Annotated in this window: 19 protein-coding genes; 1 reads left to right on the top strand and 18 read right to left on the bottom strand. The window is 68.2% G+C overall.

From position 1 onward, the window contains the following. Positions 1–77 precede the first annotated feature (77 nt). The gene (locus ACAH41_RS07230) at positions 78–224 is read left to right on the top strand and encodes a hypothetical protein (protein WP_325649167.1); all 147 of its coding nucleotides are present in this window, start codon (positions 78–80) and stop codon (positions 222–224) included. Between the two features lie 72 nt (positions 225–296). Here ACAH41_RS07230 and ACAH41_RS07235 read toward each other — a convergent pair whose 3' ends face one another. The 18 genes from ACAH41_RS07235 to uraD form a co-directional block, all read right to left on the bottom strand. Further along, complete coding sequence (locus tag ACAH41_RS07235; RefSeq protein ID WP_325649169.1) at positions 297–674, bottom strand: type II toxin-antitoxin system VapC family toxin; 378 nt, start codon at positions 672–674, stop codon at positions 297–299. After that, positions 674–910, bottom strand: a complete 237-nt coding sequence (locus ACAH41_RS07240; protein ID WP_325649171.1) for a type II toxin-antitoxin system Phd/YefM family antitoxin — start codon at positions 908–910, stop codon at positions 674–676. Before ACAH41_RS07240 ends, ACAH41_RS07235 begins: the two co-directional genes overlap by 1 nt. Positions 911–981: 71 nt before the next feature. Then, on the bottom strand, positions 982–1,167 hold the full coding sequence (locus tag ACAH41_RS07245; RefSeq protein ID WP_325649172.1) for a hypothetical protein: 186 nt from the start codon (positions 1,165–1,167) through the stop codon (positions 982–984). A gap of 370 nt (positions 1,168–1,537) precedes the next feature. After that, positions 1,538–2,431 (bottom strand): glycoside hydrolase family 16 protein, encoded by an 894-nt coding sequence (locus ACAH41_RS07250; RefSeq protein ID WP_325649173.1) that lies wholly within the window; start codon positions 2,429–2,431, stop codon positions 1,538–1,540. Next, positions 2,428–3,807 carry an MFS transporter gene (locus ACAH41_RS07255; RefSeq protein WP_325649175.1) on the bottom strand — a complete coding sequence of 460 codons (1,380 nt, stop codon included), beginning with the start codon at positions 3,805–3,807 and terminating at the stop codon, positions 2,428–2,430. The genes ACAH41_RS07250 and ACAH41_RS07255 overlap by 4 nt, the downstream gene beginning before the upstream one ends. Before the next feature lie 42 nt (positions 3,808–3,849). Next, positions 3,850–5,352, bottom strand: coding sequence for a beta-N-acetylhexosaminidase (gene nagZ, locus ACAH41_RS07260; RefSeq protein ID WP_325649177.1), 1,503 nt, complete (start codon positions 5,350–5,352; stop codon positions 3,850–3,852). 11 nt (positions 5,353–5,363) lie between these two features. Then, positions 5,364–6,374: an SIS domain-containing protein gene (locus ACAH41_RS07265; RefSeq protein WP_325649179.1), complete on the bottom strand. Its 1,011-nt coding sequence runs from the start codon at positions 6,372–6,374 to the stop codon at positions 5,364–5,366. Next, positions 6,367–7,533 (bottom strand): N-acetylglucosamine-6-phosphate deacetylase, encoded by a 1,167-nt coding sequence (gene nagA, locus ACAH41_RS07270; protein WP_325649180.1) that lies wholly within the window; start codon positions 7,531–7,533, stop codon positions 6,367–6,369. The genes ACAH41_RS07265 and nagA overlap by 8 nt, the downstream gene beginning before the upstream one ends. Further along, positions 7,530–8,432, bottom strand: coding sequence for a BadF/BadG/BcrA/BcrD ATPase family protein (locus ACAH41_RS07275; protein WP_325649182.1), 903 nt, complete (start codon positions 8,430–8,432; stop codon positions 7,530–7,532). The genes nagA and ACAH41_RS07275 overlap by 4 nt, the downstream gene beginning before the upstream one ends. A gap of 229 nt (positions 8,433–8,661) precedes the next feature. After that, positions 8,662–9,492, bottom strand: a complete 831-nt coding sequence (locus ACAH41_RS07280) for an urease accessory protein UreD (RefSeq protein ID WP_325649184.1) — start codon at positions 9,490–9,492, stop codon at positions 8,662–8,664. A 125-nt stretch (positions 9,493–9,617) separates the two neighbouring features. Then, positions 9,618–9,971, bottom strand: coding sequence for a BrnA antitoxin family protein (locus ACAH41_RS07285; RefSeq protein ID WP_325649187.1), 354 nt, complete (start codon positions 9,969–9,971; stop codon positions 9,618–9,620). Continuing rightward, positions 9,928–10,197 (bottom strand): BrnT family toxin, encoded by a 270-nt coding sequence (locus ACAH41_RS07290; RefSeq protein ID WP_325649188.1) that lies wholly within the window; start codon positions 10,195–10,197, stop codon positions 9,928–9,930. The genes ACAH41_RS07285 and ACAH41_RS07290 overlap by 44 nt, the downstream gene beginning before the upstream one ends. A 132-nt stretch (positions 10,198–10,329) precedes the next feature. Continuing rightward, entirely contained in the window at positions 10,330–10,815 is a 486-nt protein-coding gene (locus tag ACAH41_RS07295; RefSeq protein WP_325649190.1) for a nucleoside deaminase, read from the bottom strand. 8 nt (positions 10,816–10,823) lie between these two features. Continuing rightward, positions 10,824–11,606, bottom strand: a complete 783-nt coding sequence (locus ACAH41_RS07300) for an ABC transporter permease (RefSeq protein WP_325649192.1) — start codon at positions 11,604–11,606, stop codon at positions 10,824–10,826. After that, complete coding sequence (locus ACAH41_RS07305) at positions 11,603–12,415, bottom strand: ABC transporter ATP-binding protein (RefSeq protein WP_325649193.1); 813 nt, start codon at positions 12,413–12,415, stop codon at positions 11,603–11,605. Before ACAH41_RS07305 ends, ACAH41_RS07300 begins: the two co-directional genes overlap by 4 nt. A 7-nt stretch (positions 12,416–12,422) precedes the next feature. Then, positions 12,423–13,466, bottom strand: coding sequence for an ABC transporter substrate-binding protein (locus tag ACAH41_RS07310; protein ID WP_325649194.1), 1,044 nt, complete (start codon positions 13,464–13,466; stop codon positions 12,423–12,425). Positions 13,467–13,631: 165 nt separating this feature from the next. After that, positions 13,632–14,885, bottom strand: coding sequence for a M20/M25/M40 family metallo-hydrolase (locus ACAH41_RS07315; protein WP_325649196.1), 1,254 nt, complete (start codon positions 14,883–14,885; stop codon positions 13,632–13,634). Then, positions 14,882–16,711, bottom strand: a complete 1,830-nt coding sequence (gene uraD, locus ACAH41_RS07320; protein ID WP_325649198.1) for a 2-oxo-4-hydroxy-4-carboxy-5-ureidoimidazoline decarboxylase — start codon at positions 16,709–16,711, stop codon at positions 14,882–14,884. Before uraD ends, ACAH41_RS07315 begins: the two co-directional genes overlap by 4 nt. Positions 16,712–16,715 lie beyond the last annotated feature (4 nt).

Here is a 16,715-nt window from a genome sequence, read left to right on the forward strand (position 1 = left end):
AGGTCCGCGCGTTCTCGGGCGACCTGCACAACGTGCTCCTCGCCGGCAAAAAGTAAACAGCTGGAACGGAGTTCGTCATGTCGATGACCGTAGGCGCCGCCGACGAAGGCGAAGAGCAGATGAACTCCAGCATCAACACCATCCCGCTTGTGGATGCTTCGCGCGTTGACCGGCGCAGGCGCTGCTGCAGCAAGGCCAGCGCGAGGCCGGTGTGGCTGCTCTGAAGACGCTGCAGGGCAGCGATTGTGCGGCCGACTTGGCGGGGTTGTGGCCGCTGGCGGTGCGCTGAGCGAGCGTCAGGCCAGCATGACCAACTCGGAATACGGTGCCAGCATGGCATCGGCGGTCAGCAAGTGCAGCGGCTCGGCCATCGCCTGAGCCACCAGCAGCCGGTCGAACGGATCGTTGTGATGCAGCGGCAACTGGCCAACGCCGGCTGCATGCGAAGCTCGCACCGGCAATTCGGAGAAGCCGCTGCCAGAGATGGCGGCGGCGAGCGCTGGCGGATCGGCCTGCAGCTTTCCGAGCCTGGCCTTGATGGCAATTTCCCAGATCGACGCGGCCGAGACAAAGACCTCATCGGCAGATTCGATGAGACGCCGTGTGGCCGGCTTCAGCGAAGGCGAGTCGGTAACGGCCCACAGGTAGATGTGGGTGTCCAGCAGGAGCCGCATCAGCGGCCTTCGAAGCCGGCCAACACCTCATCGGGCAGCGGCGCGTCAAAGTCGGCGGCGACCTTGACCTTGCCTTTTAGCAAGCCGAACCTGATCTTGCCCTTGGTGCTCGACAGCTGGGTGATGCGCGCAATCGGTTTGCCGTGGCGACTCACGACCACGTCTTCGCCAGAAGCCGCCTGGTCCACCAACTGGGACAGGCGGGTCTTCGCGTCGTAGATGTTGACTGGGTTCATGGCTGGGCGACTCGGGAGGAATTCAGACCAAGTCTAGTCTATTTGGCCTGCCTCTCGCCACCGCCATGGGTTCAGATCGTCACCACCCATCCCCGCCGTTGCATCAGCTTCGCGACGGCCCACCACAGCGCCACGCCGGCCAGCGCCCACAGGTGAGACGGCCACAGCGGGCCGGTCCAGGGAGTCATCCAGGCGAAGCCGCTGGTGTACAGCCTGGCGCCCCAGCCGTTGCAGCGCGGGCATGCTCCAGCGGCCACCACACATGGCTCCAGTCACCGGGGTTGTTGACCAGGATCATCGCGGCAACGGCGCAGCCTCGGAGGGCGTCAATGGAGGCGAGGCGAGGATTGGGTCTTTGCATCGGTTGGTGCGAGATCAGGCCGCCGGGGTGTGTTGTTCCGCTCATGTCCTCCGGCCTGCGGCCTCCCCCTTTACTTCGCTACACAACACACCCCACCGCCCTGATCGGGTGCGCGTCTTGGCTGTTCAACAGTCGCGGTAAGACGCGGTTTCCAGCGCGGGTGTCGGGTGGTCGACGCAGTGAAGTAAAGGAGGAGCCGAAGGCGGGGGACATGAACGGAGTCGACTACCCGGCGACCGCGGCGCGCACGAACCTTAGCGAGTGCTTCAGATGTTGCAAGGACTGCTCAACGCAGGTTCAGGTGCAGGTACCTGATCCAGATGACTCACGCCCTCGCTTCTCAGCCGACGCACTTCGGCTTCGACCTGCGCTGGGCTCAGTTGCTCGTCCTTCGCATGGAGCACCCAGTCCACCTGCTGGCGCCAGATGCGCATGCCAGCGCTCGCTGGCAGCAGGCCCTCGGGTGAGAACCAGAGGTTGAAGCTGATGGCCATGGGCTGCACCGGGTGGTTGCGGCCGCCGTGGGTGGCGAGGGGCTGGCCGTCGAGGAAGAGGCGGGTGTTGGTGGCGTCCACCTGCATCATCAGCGTGTGCCAGCCGTCCAGCGCAGCGAAGTGTTCGTGGGCCTGGTTGTACGCGGCCCAGGGTTCGATGCGCACGGTCTGCCAGGCGATGCCGTAGAGCCGCGTCTTCTCGCTGCCCCAGCCGCCGTTGGCGAGGTATTCCCAGTCGAGTTCGCTGAACTCGGGGTCGAAGTCGAAGCGCAGCGGGGCGACGGCGTAGAAGGTCTGGATGACGGGGTCGCCGTCCGGGCCGCGCTCGGGCGTATCGTGGAAGCGGATGCGGGCGGCGTAGGTGCCGCGCAGGAACTTGCGCTGCTGGCAGAGCTGGGCTTGCGCGCTGTTGGCGGGCGTGCCGTCGGTGCGGGCTTCGAGTTCGAGCAGGCGACCACCGGTGGTGTCGGGGTCGGCCACCAGGCGCAAGGTGTGCGGGCCCCAGGCGGCGCCGGCGATGCCGGGATGGCCGGGTTCGTTGCGCACGACCCAACCGTTTTGGGTCAGGGCTTCGAGCGTGGGTTGGCTGAAGTCGTCGAAGAAGAGTTCGGTGGCTTGCGTGCTGCGGCAGGCGAGCAGCGCGGCGATCAGCAGCAGCGGCTTCATGCGGGAGAGCCTTCTGCGGCCGGCGTGGCCTGGCCGGCCGGCGCACCTTCGCGGCCCGGCAGCCTGACCCAGATCAGCAGCACCAGCGCCGGCACACCGCAGGCAATCGTCCAGTAGAAGAAGTGCTCGTAGCCCAGGGCGGCCTGCAGGTCGCCGCTGATGGTCTTGGAGAAGATGAAGCCCAGCTGCATCACGCCGGAACCCAGCGCGTAGTGGGCCGTCTGGAACGGGCCGGGCGCGACGGCCTGCATGATGTACAGGATCATGCCGACGAAGCCGAAACCGTAGCCGAACATCTCGATCGTCACGGCCATTGCGATGTCGCTCAGCGTGCTCGGCATGCCCGGCAGCGAGGCCAGCAGCGTTGGCAGCGCGATGCCGCTGTCCACTGCCGGGCGCACATGCGCAAGCCACGCGAAAGTCATGTTGGGCACGGCCATCGCGATGATGAGCAGCGGCATCGCGCGCTTCAGGCCCAGCCTGGAAGCGAACAGGCCGCCCAGGATGCTGCCGACCAGGAAGGCCGCGGTGCCGATGCCGCCGTAGATCGCGCCGATCTGCTCCGTCAGCAGGCCCAGCCCGCCGGCTTCGCGCTTTTCCAGCAGGAACAGCGGGCCAATGGTCTGCACCTGGCCCTCGGCAAAGCGGAACAGCACGATGAACAGGATGGCCAGCCAGATGCCGGGCTTGCGGAAAAACGCGACGATGACTTCCCGCAGCGTCTGCCACACGGCCTGCGCGCTGCGCGGCGCGTTTGCAGCCGAGGCCGGCGAGGGCAGGGCCCAGGCGTTGTAGCTGGCCAGCAGCGCCAGCAACACGGCCAGGCCACAGAAGATGGTGGACCAGGCGTTGAACACGCCGACCGACTTTTCCAGGTGCCCGGCCCACACGATCAGCGCGCCCAGCGTGAGGAACTTCGAGGCGTTGAAAAACGCGCCTTGCCAGCCGGCATAGGCAGCCTGCTGCGGCGCGCTGAGCGAGGCCATGTACAGGCCGTCGCAGGCAATGTCGTGCGTGGCAGAGGCGTAGGCCAGCAGGCACAGCACCGCGATGGTCAGCGCGAAGAAGGCGGGCGACTGCAGCGCCAGCGCCACCGCGCCCAGGCACACCGCGCCGGTGAACTGCATCGCCACGACGATGCGCTTCTTGCTGCGGAACAGTTCGAGGAACGGGCTCCACAGCGGCTTGATGGCCCAGGCCAGGCCCAGCACGCCGGTCCAGCGCGCAATCTCCTGGTTGCTCACGCCCATGTTCTTGAACATCAGCCCGGCGATCAGCATCACCACCCAGAACTGCATGCCCTGCACGAAGTACAGGCTGGGCACCCAGCGCATTGGCGAACTGCCAGCGCGAGAGGAAGAGGGGGCGTCAGACATCGCGGGCTCCGGGCAGGCGGTTCAGGGCAACAGGGGAAGGTCTCAGCGGATCGTTGGTTGCAGCTCCACCGGTGGCACGCCAGTCGCTTGCAAGCGGCCGGCCAGCCAGTCGGTGACGGCTTCCAGTGCGCCTTCTGCGTGGCCCCAGCTGACCAGCGACGGTGCGGGCACGTCCAGCACCTGGAAGGGGTTCCACAGCGCGATGTGCAGCGCGGGCTGCCACGTGGCGGCTGCGGCGGGGTAGCGCTTGCGATGGTTGGACACCAGCACCAGCGTGCGGCCATCGTCCGGCAGCGTGCCGAAGTCGAAGCTGGGCAGGTCCTCGACCAGCAGCATCGCCACGTCCGCGTCCAGCGCGAACAGTGCGCGCACCGCGGCGCCTGCCAGGCCGGCTTCGGAGACGCCGTCGCAGTCCACGCGAGCCTGGGTCAGCACGCGCAGCCGGGTGCCAGTGGCAGGCGGCAACGCACCGGCCAAGGCGGTCAGGCCACGGCGCCAGCCATCGCGGGCCAAGGCTTCGTCGGCGGCGCGTTGCTCGGGTGCGTAAGGGCGGGGTGTGGCCGGAAAACGGGCGGCCAATGCGTCCAGCCGCGCGGCGGAGCGTTGCAACTGTTCGGGCAGCAACTCGTCCTCGCGCAGCGCGAGTTCAATCGCCTGCACTGCGGCGGCCTGTTCCTGCGGCAGGCCTTGCGCCAGCGGCATGTCGGCACCGGCCTGCAGCGTGAGCACCGCGGCGCGGGCATGGCCGTAGCGCTCGTGGATGGCCTTCATCATCAGCGCGTCGGTCAGCACCACGCCGCCATGGCCCATGTCCTGCCGCAGCAGGCCGGTCAGGATGCGGTGCGACAGCGTGGCCGGGTGCTGGGCGTCCAGCTGCGGGTAGACGATGTGGGCGGTCATCACCGAAGGCGCATGCGGGGTCAATGCGCGAAACGGGATCAGCTCCAGCGCTTCGAGTTCTGCGAGCGACTTGTCCACCGTCGGCAGCGCGTGGTGCGAATCCACGTGCGTGTCGCCATGGCCAGGGAAGTGCTTGAGGCAGCAGGCCACGCCTTCGCTCAGCGAGCCGCGCATCCAGGCGGCCGTCAGCCGCGCCACGCGATGCGGGTCGGAGCCGAAGCTGCGTTCGCCGATCACCGGGTTGGCCGGGTTGTTGTTCACGTCCAGCACCGGGGCCAGGTTCCAGTTGATGCCCAGGCTGATCAGGCCGCGCGCCACGGCAGCGCCGGTGGCTTCGGCCAGGGCCTCGGCTTGGTCCGTGTCGGCAATCGCGCCAATTGCCATCGCGCCCGTCGCATGCGGCAAGGCGGTGAAGCGGTTCACCGAGCCGCCTTCCTGGTCGATGGCGATCAAGGCCCTGGGCCCCAGCACCTCGCGCAGTTCCGCGCAGAGCTTGCGCACCTCGGCCTCGGTGCCCAGGTTGCGGCGGAACAGGCAGACTGCGCGGATGCGGTGCCGGCGCAGGAACGCGGCCGTCTCCTCCGACAAAGAGGTGCCTTCAATGTCGACCATCACCAGATGGCCCGGGTGGAACTCGGCGTGCATGGGCTGGCGGGCTACAGGGTCTGGGTGACCTTGTTGAGGTGGCGCGGCTGGTCCGGGTTGGCGCCGCGGGCACGGGCCAGCGCTTCGACCATCGGGTAGAAGCTCTGGATCGCGGCGATCGGGTCCAGGTCCTCGTTCGCCGTGGGCGCCAGCGGCAGCTCGGCGCCGGGCGTGCCGGCGGGTGCGGCCAGCAGCACGCGGCCGCCGCGCTCGCGCATCTCGGCGGCCAGCGCCAGCAGGCCTTGCTGCGCCGGGCCGCGAGGCGCGAAGACCAGCAGCGGGTAGCCTTCGTCCACCAGCGCCATCGGCCCGTGCTTCACCTCGGCGCCGGAGAAGGCCTCGGCCTGGATGCCGCAGGTCTCCTTGAACTTCAGTGCGGCTTCCATCGCCACCGCCAGGCCGGTGCCGCGGCTGATGACAAACAGCTTGTCGGCGCCGGTCAGCGCCTCGACGGCCGGCGTCCAGTCCAGCGCCACGGCTTGCGACAGCGCTTCGGGCAACGCGTCCAGCGCGTGCAGCAGCGCGGCGTCCTGCTGCCAGTTGGCGACCAGGCGCGCGCCGGCCACCAGTTGGGCGATGTAGCTCTTGGTCGCGGCCACGCTGTTCTCGGGGCCGGCGTGCAGCGGCAGCACCCATTCGGCGGCCTGGCCCAGCGGCGAGTCGACCTGGTTGACCACCGCCACGGTGCGCGCGCCGCCAGCGCGGAAGAAGCGCGTGGGCGCGACCAGGTCAGGGCTCTGGCCGGACTGCGAAAACGCCAGCGACATCAGGCCCTCGCAGTGCAGCGAGGACTGATAGAGCGTCAGCAGCGACATCGGCAGCGAGGTCACCAGCCGGCCCATGCGGGCCATGGCCAGGTAGGCCATGTAATGAGCCGCATGGTCCGAGCTGCCACGCGCCACCGTCAGCAGGCCTTGCAGCGGTTGATCCCGCAGGCTGCGGGCCAGGGCTGCGTAGGTGTCGGCGTCGGCCGCCATCTGGCGGGCCACGGCGGCCGGGGCTTCGCGGGTCTCTTCAAGCATCCTGGAGTTCAATCGGCTCTCCTTCCACGACCACGCGCCGCAGGCTCAGCGCAGGGTCCAGCATCACGAGGTCGGCCATCGCGCCGGCCACCAGGCGGCCACGTTCGGCCAGGCCCAGGTAGTCGGCAGCGAAGGTCGAGGTGCGGGCCGAAGCCTCGGCCAGGTCCAGGCCCAGGCTGACGAAATTGCGCAGTGCCTGGTCCATCGTCAAGGCGCTGCCGGCCAGCGTGCCGTCGGCCAGGCGCACGCCGCCCAGGCACTTGAAGACCTTGTGCCGGCCCAGGTGGTACTCGCCATCGGGCATGCCGGCGGCGGCCGTCGAGTCGGTCACGCAGTACAGGCGCGGGATGGTGCGCAGCGCGACCTTCAGCGCTCCTGGGTGCACATGCAGCAGGTCCGGAATGATCTCGGCGTAATGCGCATGCGCCAGCGCCGCGCCCACCATGCCTGGCTCGCGGTGGTGCATGCCGGTCATCGCATTGAACAGGTGGGTGAAGCCACCGGCACCGGCCGCCAGCGCGGCCACGCCGTCTTCATAACAACCGGCCGTGTGGCCGACCTGCACGCGGAAACCTTCCGCCACCATCTGGCCGATCAGCTGCAGGTGACCGGGCAGTTCGGGGGCGACGGTGATGAGCCGGATCGGCGCCAGCGCATGCAGCCGGCGCACTTCGCTGATGGACGCTTCGCGGGCGAAATCCGGTTGCGCGCCCAGCTTGCCGGGGTTGATGTACGGGCCCTCCAGGTGCACGCCCAGCACACGCGCGCTGCCGCCCTGGCGCGCGGCGCAGATCGGCCCCATGGCCCGGAACGCGGCCTCGATCTCGTTGGCCGGCGCCGTCATGGTCGTGGCCAGCAGCGAAGTCGTGCCGTGGCGGGCGTGGGCGCGGGCGATGTGCAGCGCGGCGTCACCCGCGTCCATCGTGTCGTGCCCGCCGCCGCCATGCACGTGCAGGTCGATGAAGCCGGGCAGGATCAGGGGCTCGCCGCTGGCGCGTGCTTCGCGCTCGCTGACCGGCCGGCCGCTGATGGCCTGGATGCGGCCCTGCGCATGGCGCAGCTCGCCATGCACAAAGCCTTCGGGCGTGAGGATGTGGCCGTGCAGCGTGCCGTAGGGCTCGCCGTGGGCGTTGATGGTGGCGGCAATCGGCGCGTTCATGCCGCGGTCCTTTGCGTCAGGCCCAATGCGCGGCGGGCAAGGTGCAGCGCGCCGTCCGCGGCGTCGCCCTGGGGCGCCCTGCAGCGGCGGCGCAGCATCGGCGGCAGGTAGGGCAGCAGGCGCTGGGCGATGCTGCCGCTGCAGACCACCGGCAGTTCGCCGGCCGGGTCCAGCGCGCGCACCATGTCGCTCAAGGCGGTGGCGGCGTCGCGCAGCAGCGCGGCGGCCATGGGGTCGGCGGCTTCGTGTTCAAAGACCAGTGGCGCCAGCGCGGCATAGGCGCGCTGGCCTGCCTGCGCGCACCAGGCGCGCATCGCAGGAACGTCGGCGCCGGTGGCAGCCAGGATGGCCTTGGCCAGCGCACCGGCGGCCACCTGGCCGTCCAGCACGTGGTGTGCATGGCGCACGGCCTGCAGGCCCAGCCAGGCGCCGCTGCCTTCGTCGCCCACGCCAAAGCCCCAGCCGCCCACGGTGCGGTGGTGGCCGTCGGCCCACAAGGCTTCGGCCACGCTGCCGGTGCCTGCGACCAGCACCAGCCCGGGCTGGCCGCCGTGCGCGCCCAGCAGTGCGGCCAGCGCGTCGCTTTCCAGCGCCAGCGCTTGCAGGCCGGGGGCGTGCTCGGTCTGGGTCGCAATGAAGGCTTCGCGCAGCGCCGGCACATGCTCGCCGGCCAGGCCTGCGCCCAGCGCGCAGTCGGTCCACGGTGCATCCGGCGAACCCGCAGCGGCCAGCGCGGCGCGGCTGGCCAGCAGCACATGGCGCCAGGCCTGTTCCACGCCTTGTGACAGGCCGGACGGGCCTGCTTCGCCGAAACCCAGCACGCGGCCCTCGGGCGAGCAGACGCGGGCCCGGGTGCCGGTGCCGCCGCCGTCCACGCCAATGATGAAGCGCAAGCTCAACGCAATGCCCCTGTGTGCGGGGAAGCGGGGTCGGGCGCTGTCGCCTTGTCCACCCCGCTTCCGGTGTCGATCTTTTTGATACCAATATAGTACCAGAAGAAGACCAGCGTCAACGTGAACCAGGGTGAAGCAGGGTAAACCCAGCGCTTCTGCGGGGTCGTTTTCAGCGCGTCATGCGGTTGTGAGTTAGTACCAATATAGAACCAGGCGGGTGCTGGTCTACCGTCGCTCAGGTCGACCAGATCCGCGGTGGCGCGCCTTCCAGGCCCCACTGCAGTGTGCGCCAGCGCGCGCGCACCTGGCGCCACAGCCCGAACAGCGGCTCGACCCGCGGGGCCAGCGCGCGGCAGACCAGCACCTGCGCGTCCGGCGAGGTGGCGCCGGCAAAGCTGGCCAGCGGGTGGCCGGCAAAGACCTCGCGGGCCGCGTCGAGCAGGGCATTGCGTTGGGCGTTGGCAATCGGCGAGCCCGAAGCCAGCCAGAGCGTGCCCAGCACGCGCCGGCCGGCCATGCCCAGCGGCGAGTCCAGCAGCAAGGTGTCGCTGGCGTCCAGCCGGGCACGCTCCAGCCAAACACCGGGCAGTTCCATCTGCTGGGTGATGCGGCCGGCGTCGAAGGCCTGGTTGGCCGCCGGCAGGCCCAGCGCCAGCATGTCCCAGCCCATCATTTCGGCGCCGGGCGCCAGTTCGAAGCGCAGCCGGTTTTCGGCCAGGCAGCCGCGGTAGGCAATGGTTTCCAGCGGCAGCCATTCCAGCCGTGCGCCGGGTGCCAGCTGCGCATGCACCGTCTGCGTGGCGAGTTCGCCGGCGCTGCGGTAGAAGCGCGTGGCGCCCGGCGTGGTGATGACGGCGTGCGTACCCTCGGCCTGCTGGACCTCGATCTTCAGCTCGTCCCCGCCGACGATGCCGCCCGGCGGGTGCACCAGCACGTGGTGGCAGATGCCGGGGCCTTCGGGGTAGAGCCGCTGCAGCACGCGCAGCGGGCCCAGGTGGCGGTCCAGCGCGATGGTGCGTTCGCCATCGCGGGTGTAGTGCAGGTGCAGGTGGCCTTGCCAGCCCATGAGGTGAAACGCGGAGGAAGCGCGGAAATGCAGGAAGCGGCAGTGTAGAAGCTGCGCCGCCCGGCCTCTGTCAGCGTGCAGGAACTGTGGTGTGGTGCCTGCGAGCTGGAAACTCCAGAAGCCGGTCAGGCCGCACTGTGGCCTCGTGGCTTACGCTTGACTGGTTGTGTTGCCAGCCATTCTTTGAGTGCGGCGTTTACCCTTGTTTGCCAGCCAGAACCGCTGGCCCGAAGGGCGCTGACGACATCTTGATCCAGGCGAATGGCGACCTGCTCTTTCGCAGGCTTCTTGTTCGGGCCACGTGTTTTTCGCAGCGCGGCAATTGTTGCGCTCACGCCGCCACCAGGCGTGGCGACTGCGGCACTCCAGTCGACTTTGGTTTTCCCCGAAGGCTGAGAGACGGAATTTGCCTTTGCGGCGGCGATCTCGGCCGGGCTAAAGTGAGATGAAGTAGTCGTCGGTTTCTTTGCGGTCGGCATAGCGGCAGGAGATGAGATGCGCGGTGTCATCACCACGCGGGGTCCAGACCAGGAAAACGACGCTGCCTTGCCACATGCCCAAGCTTTGCAGCCGAAGTTCACCGTAGCGTTCGCGATCGTCTTCCACCGAGATCATCGGATGGTCGAAAACGGTTTCCAACTCAGCAAGATCAATCTTGTGCTTGCGGATGTTTTCCCGTCGCTTCGGCTCATCCCAGCTGACCATATGCAGAATGTATATGCAATCTAATGATCGGTCAATCAAACTGTAGATGCAGATTGAGAGATGCCAGTGCGCTGGACTGCCGATTCAAGCAGCGAATGCAGTGACCCAGCTTGAAGCGACACTGTGGGAACTTCAGCGCGTGTGCCAGAAACGCCGGTGCGGGGCGAGCAGTTCGTCGCGCAGCTCGGCCACCGGTCCGATCACTTCGACGGCCTTCTGCCCGCGCGCGAACAGCTCGCGGCAGGGCAGGTCCAGCGTGGGATTTTCGGCGTGGTTGCCGGTGAGGGCCAGAAGGTCTGCCTCGCTGGCGCCGTAGACCAGGCGGCCGATGTTGGCCCAGTACTGGGTGCCGGCGCACATCGCGCAAGGCTCCAGCGTGGTGACCAGCGTGCAGTCCCACAGCATGGCCGGCGCATAGCGCCGCGCGGCCTCGCGGGCCAGCACCGATTCGGCATGGTTCACCGTGTCCACATTGCCCTGCGTGAGCAGCACGGTTTCGCCGTCCGGCGCCACCAGCAGCGCGCCGAATGGGTGGTGGCCGCGCTCCATCGCCTGACGGGCGACAACATTGGCGGCGCGCAGGTGCTTGGCGGTGTGCTCGTCGGTCCAGCTTGTCATGAGGTCTCTCAATGTCCTTGCGAGCCGCGGTGGGCCCAGCCGGTGGTGCGCTTCTCAATGAACGAGAAGAATTCGTACATCACCATCGCCATCGCGCCGACCACCATCAGCCCGGCAAAGGCCAGCCCCATCTGCATCGACGAGCCGGCCGAGACCAGCAGGTAGCCGATGCCTTCGTTCGAGGCCGTCATCTCCGAAACCGTGGTGCCGACAAACGCGAGCGTGATCGCAACCTTCAGCGAGCCGAAGAAATACGGCATGGCGCGCGGCAGGCCGACCTTCATCAGCACGTCCCAGCGCCTGGCGCCCAGCACGCGCAACACGTCTTCCAGTTCTGGCTCCAGCGTGGCCAGGCCGGTGGCGATGTTGACGGTGATCGGGAAAAACGAGATCAGGAAGGCGGTGAGCACTGCCGGGCCGACGCCAATGCCGAACCACACCACCAGGATGGGCACAAACGCCGCCTTGGGCAGTGCGTTGAAGCCGGTCATCAGCGGATAGATCGCGGCATAGGCCAGGCGCGAGCTGCCGATCAAAAAGCCCAGCAGCACGCCGACCACGATGGCAAGGCCAAAGCCGGTCATCGTCACCCAGTAGGTGCGCCAGGCATGCTTCAGGATCTCGCCGCGGAATTCGACGATCTGCTCCCAGATCTTCAGTGGGCTGGGGAAGATGAATTCGCTGACCTGCAGGCCGGTGCACAGCGCCTGCCAGATGACCAGCGTGAGCACCAGCAGGATCCACGGCGAAATCGCCTCCAGCCGCCGCGCCTTTGCGGCTGCGGTCGTCATTGCGCCACCTCCGCGCCCGTCTTTCGCATCGCGCCAATGTGCCCGCGCAGCTCATGCACGATCTCCGAGAACGGTGCCGAGTAGGTCACCTCCAGGTCGCGCGGGCGCGGCAGTTCGATCTCGCGCTTCACGACGAAGCGGCCGGGGCTCCTTGACATGACGTAGACGGTGTCGGCGAGGAACACGCTTTCGCGCAGGTCGTGGGTGACCAGGATCACGTTGAACTTCTGCGCGGCCTGCAGGTCGCGCAACGTGCACCACAGCTCCTCGCGCGTGAAGGCGTCCAGCGCGCCAAAAGGTTCGTCCAGCAGCAGCATCTTCGGCTCGTGCACCAGCGCACGGCAGATGCTGGCGCGCTGCTGCATGCCGCCTGAGAGCTGCCACGGGAACTTGTCCTCGTAGCCGCCCAGGCCCACGCTTTGCAGCAGCTTGCGCGCCTTGGCCTCGTATTCGGCCTTCTTCTGCCTGAAGCTGCTGCGGTAGGGCTCGACGATCTCCAGCGGCAGCATCACGTTCTGCACCGTCGTGCGCCAGGGCAGCAGGCTGGGCGCCTGGAAGGCCATGCCGGTGATCTTCAGCGGCCCGGTCACTTCCTTTCCTGCAATTTCGACCGTGCCGCGGCTGGGCCGCTTCAGCCCGGTGGCCAGCTTCATGAAGGTGGACTTGCCGCAGCCCGAGGGCCCGACGATGGCGATGAACTCGCCCTCGTTCACCTGCAGGTTGATGTCCTCGACAGCGAACTTTTCTTCGGCCAGCAACTCGTCGTTGTAGGCCAGCCAGACGCCTCTGAAGTCCACAAAAGAGGGCATGCCGGTCTCACTTGCCGAAGATGTTGCGCTCCGCGGCGCTGGGCAGGAAGCTGCCGTTCCACACGGCGTCCGGGTTGATGCGGCCCTTGGTCGTGAAGGCGTCGGCCACCTGGCTGGCCATCAGTGCCAGGCGTGGCTTGTTGACCTCGCCGAAGCCTTCAGCCTTGGCGTCCGGCGTGGCGACCGAAGCCTCCAGCGCCATCTTCAGCCGGCGCTCTTCCAGTTCGGCGTTGATGATGCCGTCGCGTTCCTTGACCACCGCGATCGCGCCCTTCGGGTCGGCCATCACGGCCTTGGTGCCTTTGGAGAAGGCGCGCAGGAAGGCCTTCACTGCTTCCGGGTTCTTCTTGAGGAAATCTTCGCTGGTGATGATGGCGTTGCCATACAGCTTCACGCCGTATTGCGGGTAGCTCATCACCGTCACGTCGGCCGGCTTCACGCCGCGCGCTTCCAGGCTCAACAGCGAGGTGAACGAAAAGCCGGTGATGGCATCCACGTCACCCTTGGCGAGCATGGTCTCGCGCAGCGCCGGGTCCATGCTGACCCATTCGACCTGGCCTACGCCATTGGCCTTGGCGAAGATCGGGAAGCCGCGGCGGCCGGCGTCGAACACCGGGGCACCCAGCTTCTTGCCGGTCAGGTCGGTGGGGGTCTTGATGCCGCTTTTCTTCAGCGTCAGCACGGCGGCCGGCGTGTTGTTGTAGACCATCATCACGGCGACCGGCTTGTTCGGCGCCGTCGGGTTGTTGGCCTGGAATTCCATCAGCGCGGCCATGTCGGCAAAGCCCATGTCGTAGGCGCCGGAGGCCACGCGGTTGACCGCATTGCCCGAGCCGTTGCCCGCGTCCACCGTCACGTTGAGCTTCTCGGCTTTGAACAAACCCTTGGAGACAGGCACCAGGAACAGCGCGCTGGGACCTTCGTAACGCCAGTCCAGCTGGAACTTGATGGTGGTCTCCTGGGCCTGGGCCGAGGCGCAAAGCGCGAGCGTTGCGGCAGTGGCCAGCAGGCGGCGGCGGCTGGCGGAAAACAAGGGCGCGAACACGGGCATGGGATCTCCACTCAAGGCACAACGAGACGACGCAAGAACAAGGCCGCGGTAGACCGCATCTGTTCTGCATGCAAGCTGTGCAATTAGTGTGCGCACATTCCGCGCATACCGCACATGTCGCGCTGGACACGCAAGGCTGCTGGTGCCTTGCGTGTCGCCGGTTCGTCAGCCCAGCAGCTCGTGCAGCGCCGCGGCGACGACCTGCGTCGCGCGGCGCAGGTCACGCAACTGCAGGTGCTCGTCGGCCCGCTTGGCGTTGCTCTCCAACACGGTGCGCGGGCCCGCCCCGTAGATCACCGCCGGCACGCCGTGCTCCCCATAAAGGCGCACGTCGGTGTAGAGCGGCGTGCCGGAGGTGGGAATGGCTTCGCCGAAGACACGCTCGGCCTGGCGCTGCAGCGCTTGCGCAAGGCGTTCGTGGCCCGGCAGCGACTGCAGCGCGCGGGCCAGCAGCAGGCGCTTGAGTTCCAGCCGCACGCCGTGGCTGCCGGCGACGGTTTGCTCGATCAACGTGCGCAGCTCGGCCTCGACCTCGGTCGCGTCTTCCTCGGGGATCATGCGGCGGTCCAGCTTCAGCACCACCTTGCCGGGCACGACATTGGTGTTGCTGCCGCCTTCGATGCGGCCCACGTTCAAATACGGATGGCGAATGCCGGTGACGGCGGACGTGCGCTGGCGCAGCGTCGTGTCGCTGTGCTCGTACAGCGCGCTCAGCAGCCGGTTGGCGGCGCGCAGCGCGTCCACGCCGGTCTCCGGGTAGGCCGCGTGCGAGGCCAGGCCGTGCAGCGTGGCTTCCATCTGCAGGCAGCCGTTGTGCGCGGTGACGACCTGGTAGCTGAAGCCGGCAGCGATCAGCAGGTCGGGCTTGGTCAGGCCTTGGCGCAGCAGCCAGCCGGGCCCGAGTTCGCCGCCGAATTCTTCGTCATAGGTGAAATGCAGCTCCACCGCGCCTTGCGTGGGCCGCTGGCCTTCGGGCAGCGCGGCCAGCGCACGCAGCGCGAAGGTGTAGCTCGCGAAGTCGCTCTTGCTGACGGCCGAGGCGCGGCCGTAAAGCCGGCCGCCTTGCCCATCGTCGACGATCTCGCCGCTGTACGGCCCGTGCGTCCAGCCTTCGCCGGGCGGCACCACGTCGCCATGCGCGTTCAGCGCGATGGTCGGGCCGCCGGGGCCGAAGCGGTGCCGCACGATCAGGTTGGTGATGGACTGCATGCCTTGCGCCGCCACCTCGTCGGCCGGCACCGCATGCGCCTCGGCCTGCAGGCCCATGCCGGCCAGCAGTTCAGCGGTGCGTTCGGCGTGCGGTGCGTTATTGCCCGGCGGCGTGTCGGTCGGCACCTGAACCAGGGCTTGCAGGAAGCGGGTTTCGTCGTCGAAATGCTTGTCGATCCAGAGGTCCAGCGAGGCGAGGGCAGAAGTCATGATGGGGTGGCCTCGTCGGCCAAATCTTGCAGCAGCTTGGCAAAGGCTTGAACGGCCAGGTCCATGTCGTGCGCGGTGCTGCTTTCCAGCGGGTTGTGGCTGATGCCTGCGTTTTCGCCGCGCACGAAGAGCATGGCCTGCGGCATCGCTTCGTGCAGCTTCATCGCGTCATGGCCGGCGCCGCTGGGCATCGTGTGCACCGGCAGGCCCAGCGAGGCGACGGCGCGTTCCCAGCGCGCCTGCCAGGCCGCGGCGCTGGGCGCGGCGGGCGCTTCGAGGATGCCGTCCAGCGTGTAGCTCACGCCGCGGCGCTCGGTGATGCGGGCCAGCTCGGCGCGGATGTCGGCCACGCAGGCGTCGCGCACTTCGTCGGTCGTGGCGCGCACGTCCAGGCTGAACTTGCAGCGGCCGGGTACCACGTTGATCGAGCCTTGAGGCACCTCAAGTTGCCCAACGGTGGCGACCAGGTAGGGCTGTTCTGCCGCGCGGCGCTCCACGTACAGCGCCAGCTCGGCGAAGGCGCAGGCGGCATCGCGCCGGCGGTCCATCGGCGTGGTGCCGGCATGGCTGGCCACGCCGGTGATCTCGCCGAGGAAACGCCGGCTGCCGTTGATCGAGCTGACGACGCCCAGCGGCAGGTCCAGCTCATTGAGCACCGGGCCCTGCTCGATGTGCACCTCGACAAAGCCCAGGTATTGCGCCGGGTCACGCTGCAGCGACTCGATCGTGTCCATGCGGCCGGGCAGGCCGGCGGCGCGCATCGCGTCGCGCATGGTCACGCCGTCGGCGTCGGCCTGGTCCAGCCAGTCGTGGTCGAACTGGCCAACCAGCGCGCCAGAGCCCAGGAAGGTGGCCGGGTAACGCTGGCCTTCTTCCTCGGCAAAGCCGACCACCTCGATGCCAAACGGCAGGCGCTGGCCGCGCTGCTGCAGCTGCGAGACCACGGCGATGGGCACCAGGATGCCGAGCCGGCCGTCGTACTTGCCAGCATTGCGCACCGTGTCGTAGTGCGAGCCGGTCAACAGCCGCAGCGCGGTCGGGTCCTCGCCCTGCGCGTTCTGGCCGTGCGCAGCGTGGTAAAGGCCGATGACATTGCCCACCGCGTCCAGCTTCACCTCGTCGAAGCCGGCCTCGCGCATCCATTGCTTCAGCTGGCAGGCGCAGGCCTGGTGCGCGGCCGTGAGGTAGGTGACGGTCAGCTGGCCTTGCTCGGCAAAACCGGGGTCGCTGTGCACGGCCAGCGCCTCGGCCCAGTCCCACACGCGTTCGCCCTGGGTGGGCTGCTGGCCGAACTTGTCGGCCAGGCGCAGCTCGGCAATGCGGTGGATCTGGCGCAGGCTCTCGGCGCGCTCGATGTCCGGGTGATGTTTCAGCCGCCGCTCGAAGGCCGCGATGATGGCCGGGCGGCCCAGGCCGGTACCACGCGGGCCGCGCACCGCGAGCAGGAAGGGAAAGCCGAAGCGGGCGTTGTAGGCGGCGTTCAGCGCCTGCAGGTGGGCGAACTCTTCGGGCGTGCAGTGCGTGAGCCCGGCGCTTTGCTGCTCGCCAGTGGATTCGCTGGTCAGCGCCCTGGCCACCATGGCCTTGCCGGCCAGCTCCGGGTGGGCGCGGATCAGGCCCAGCTGTTCATCGCTGGATGCCTCGCGCACTGCCTGCACCAGCGCCAGCTTCAGCTGCGCCAGCGTGGCGAACGGACGAGCGGCCGCGGCGCGTTCGGCGATCCATGGCGAGTGTTCGTAGACGCCGTCCAGCAGCGTGGCGAACTGCGCGGGGCTGGCGTCGTTCAGGTCCGCCAGCGAGAGCCTGGAGGGTTCGGGGGATGCCATGGCT

Origin of the sequence: Ideonella sp., assembly GCF_041287625.1 — a bacterium.
GTDB lineage: Bacteria > Pseudomonadota > Gammaproteobacteria > Burkholderiales > Burkholderiaceae_C > Ideonella.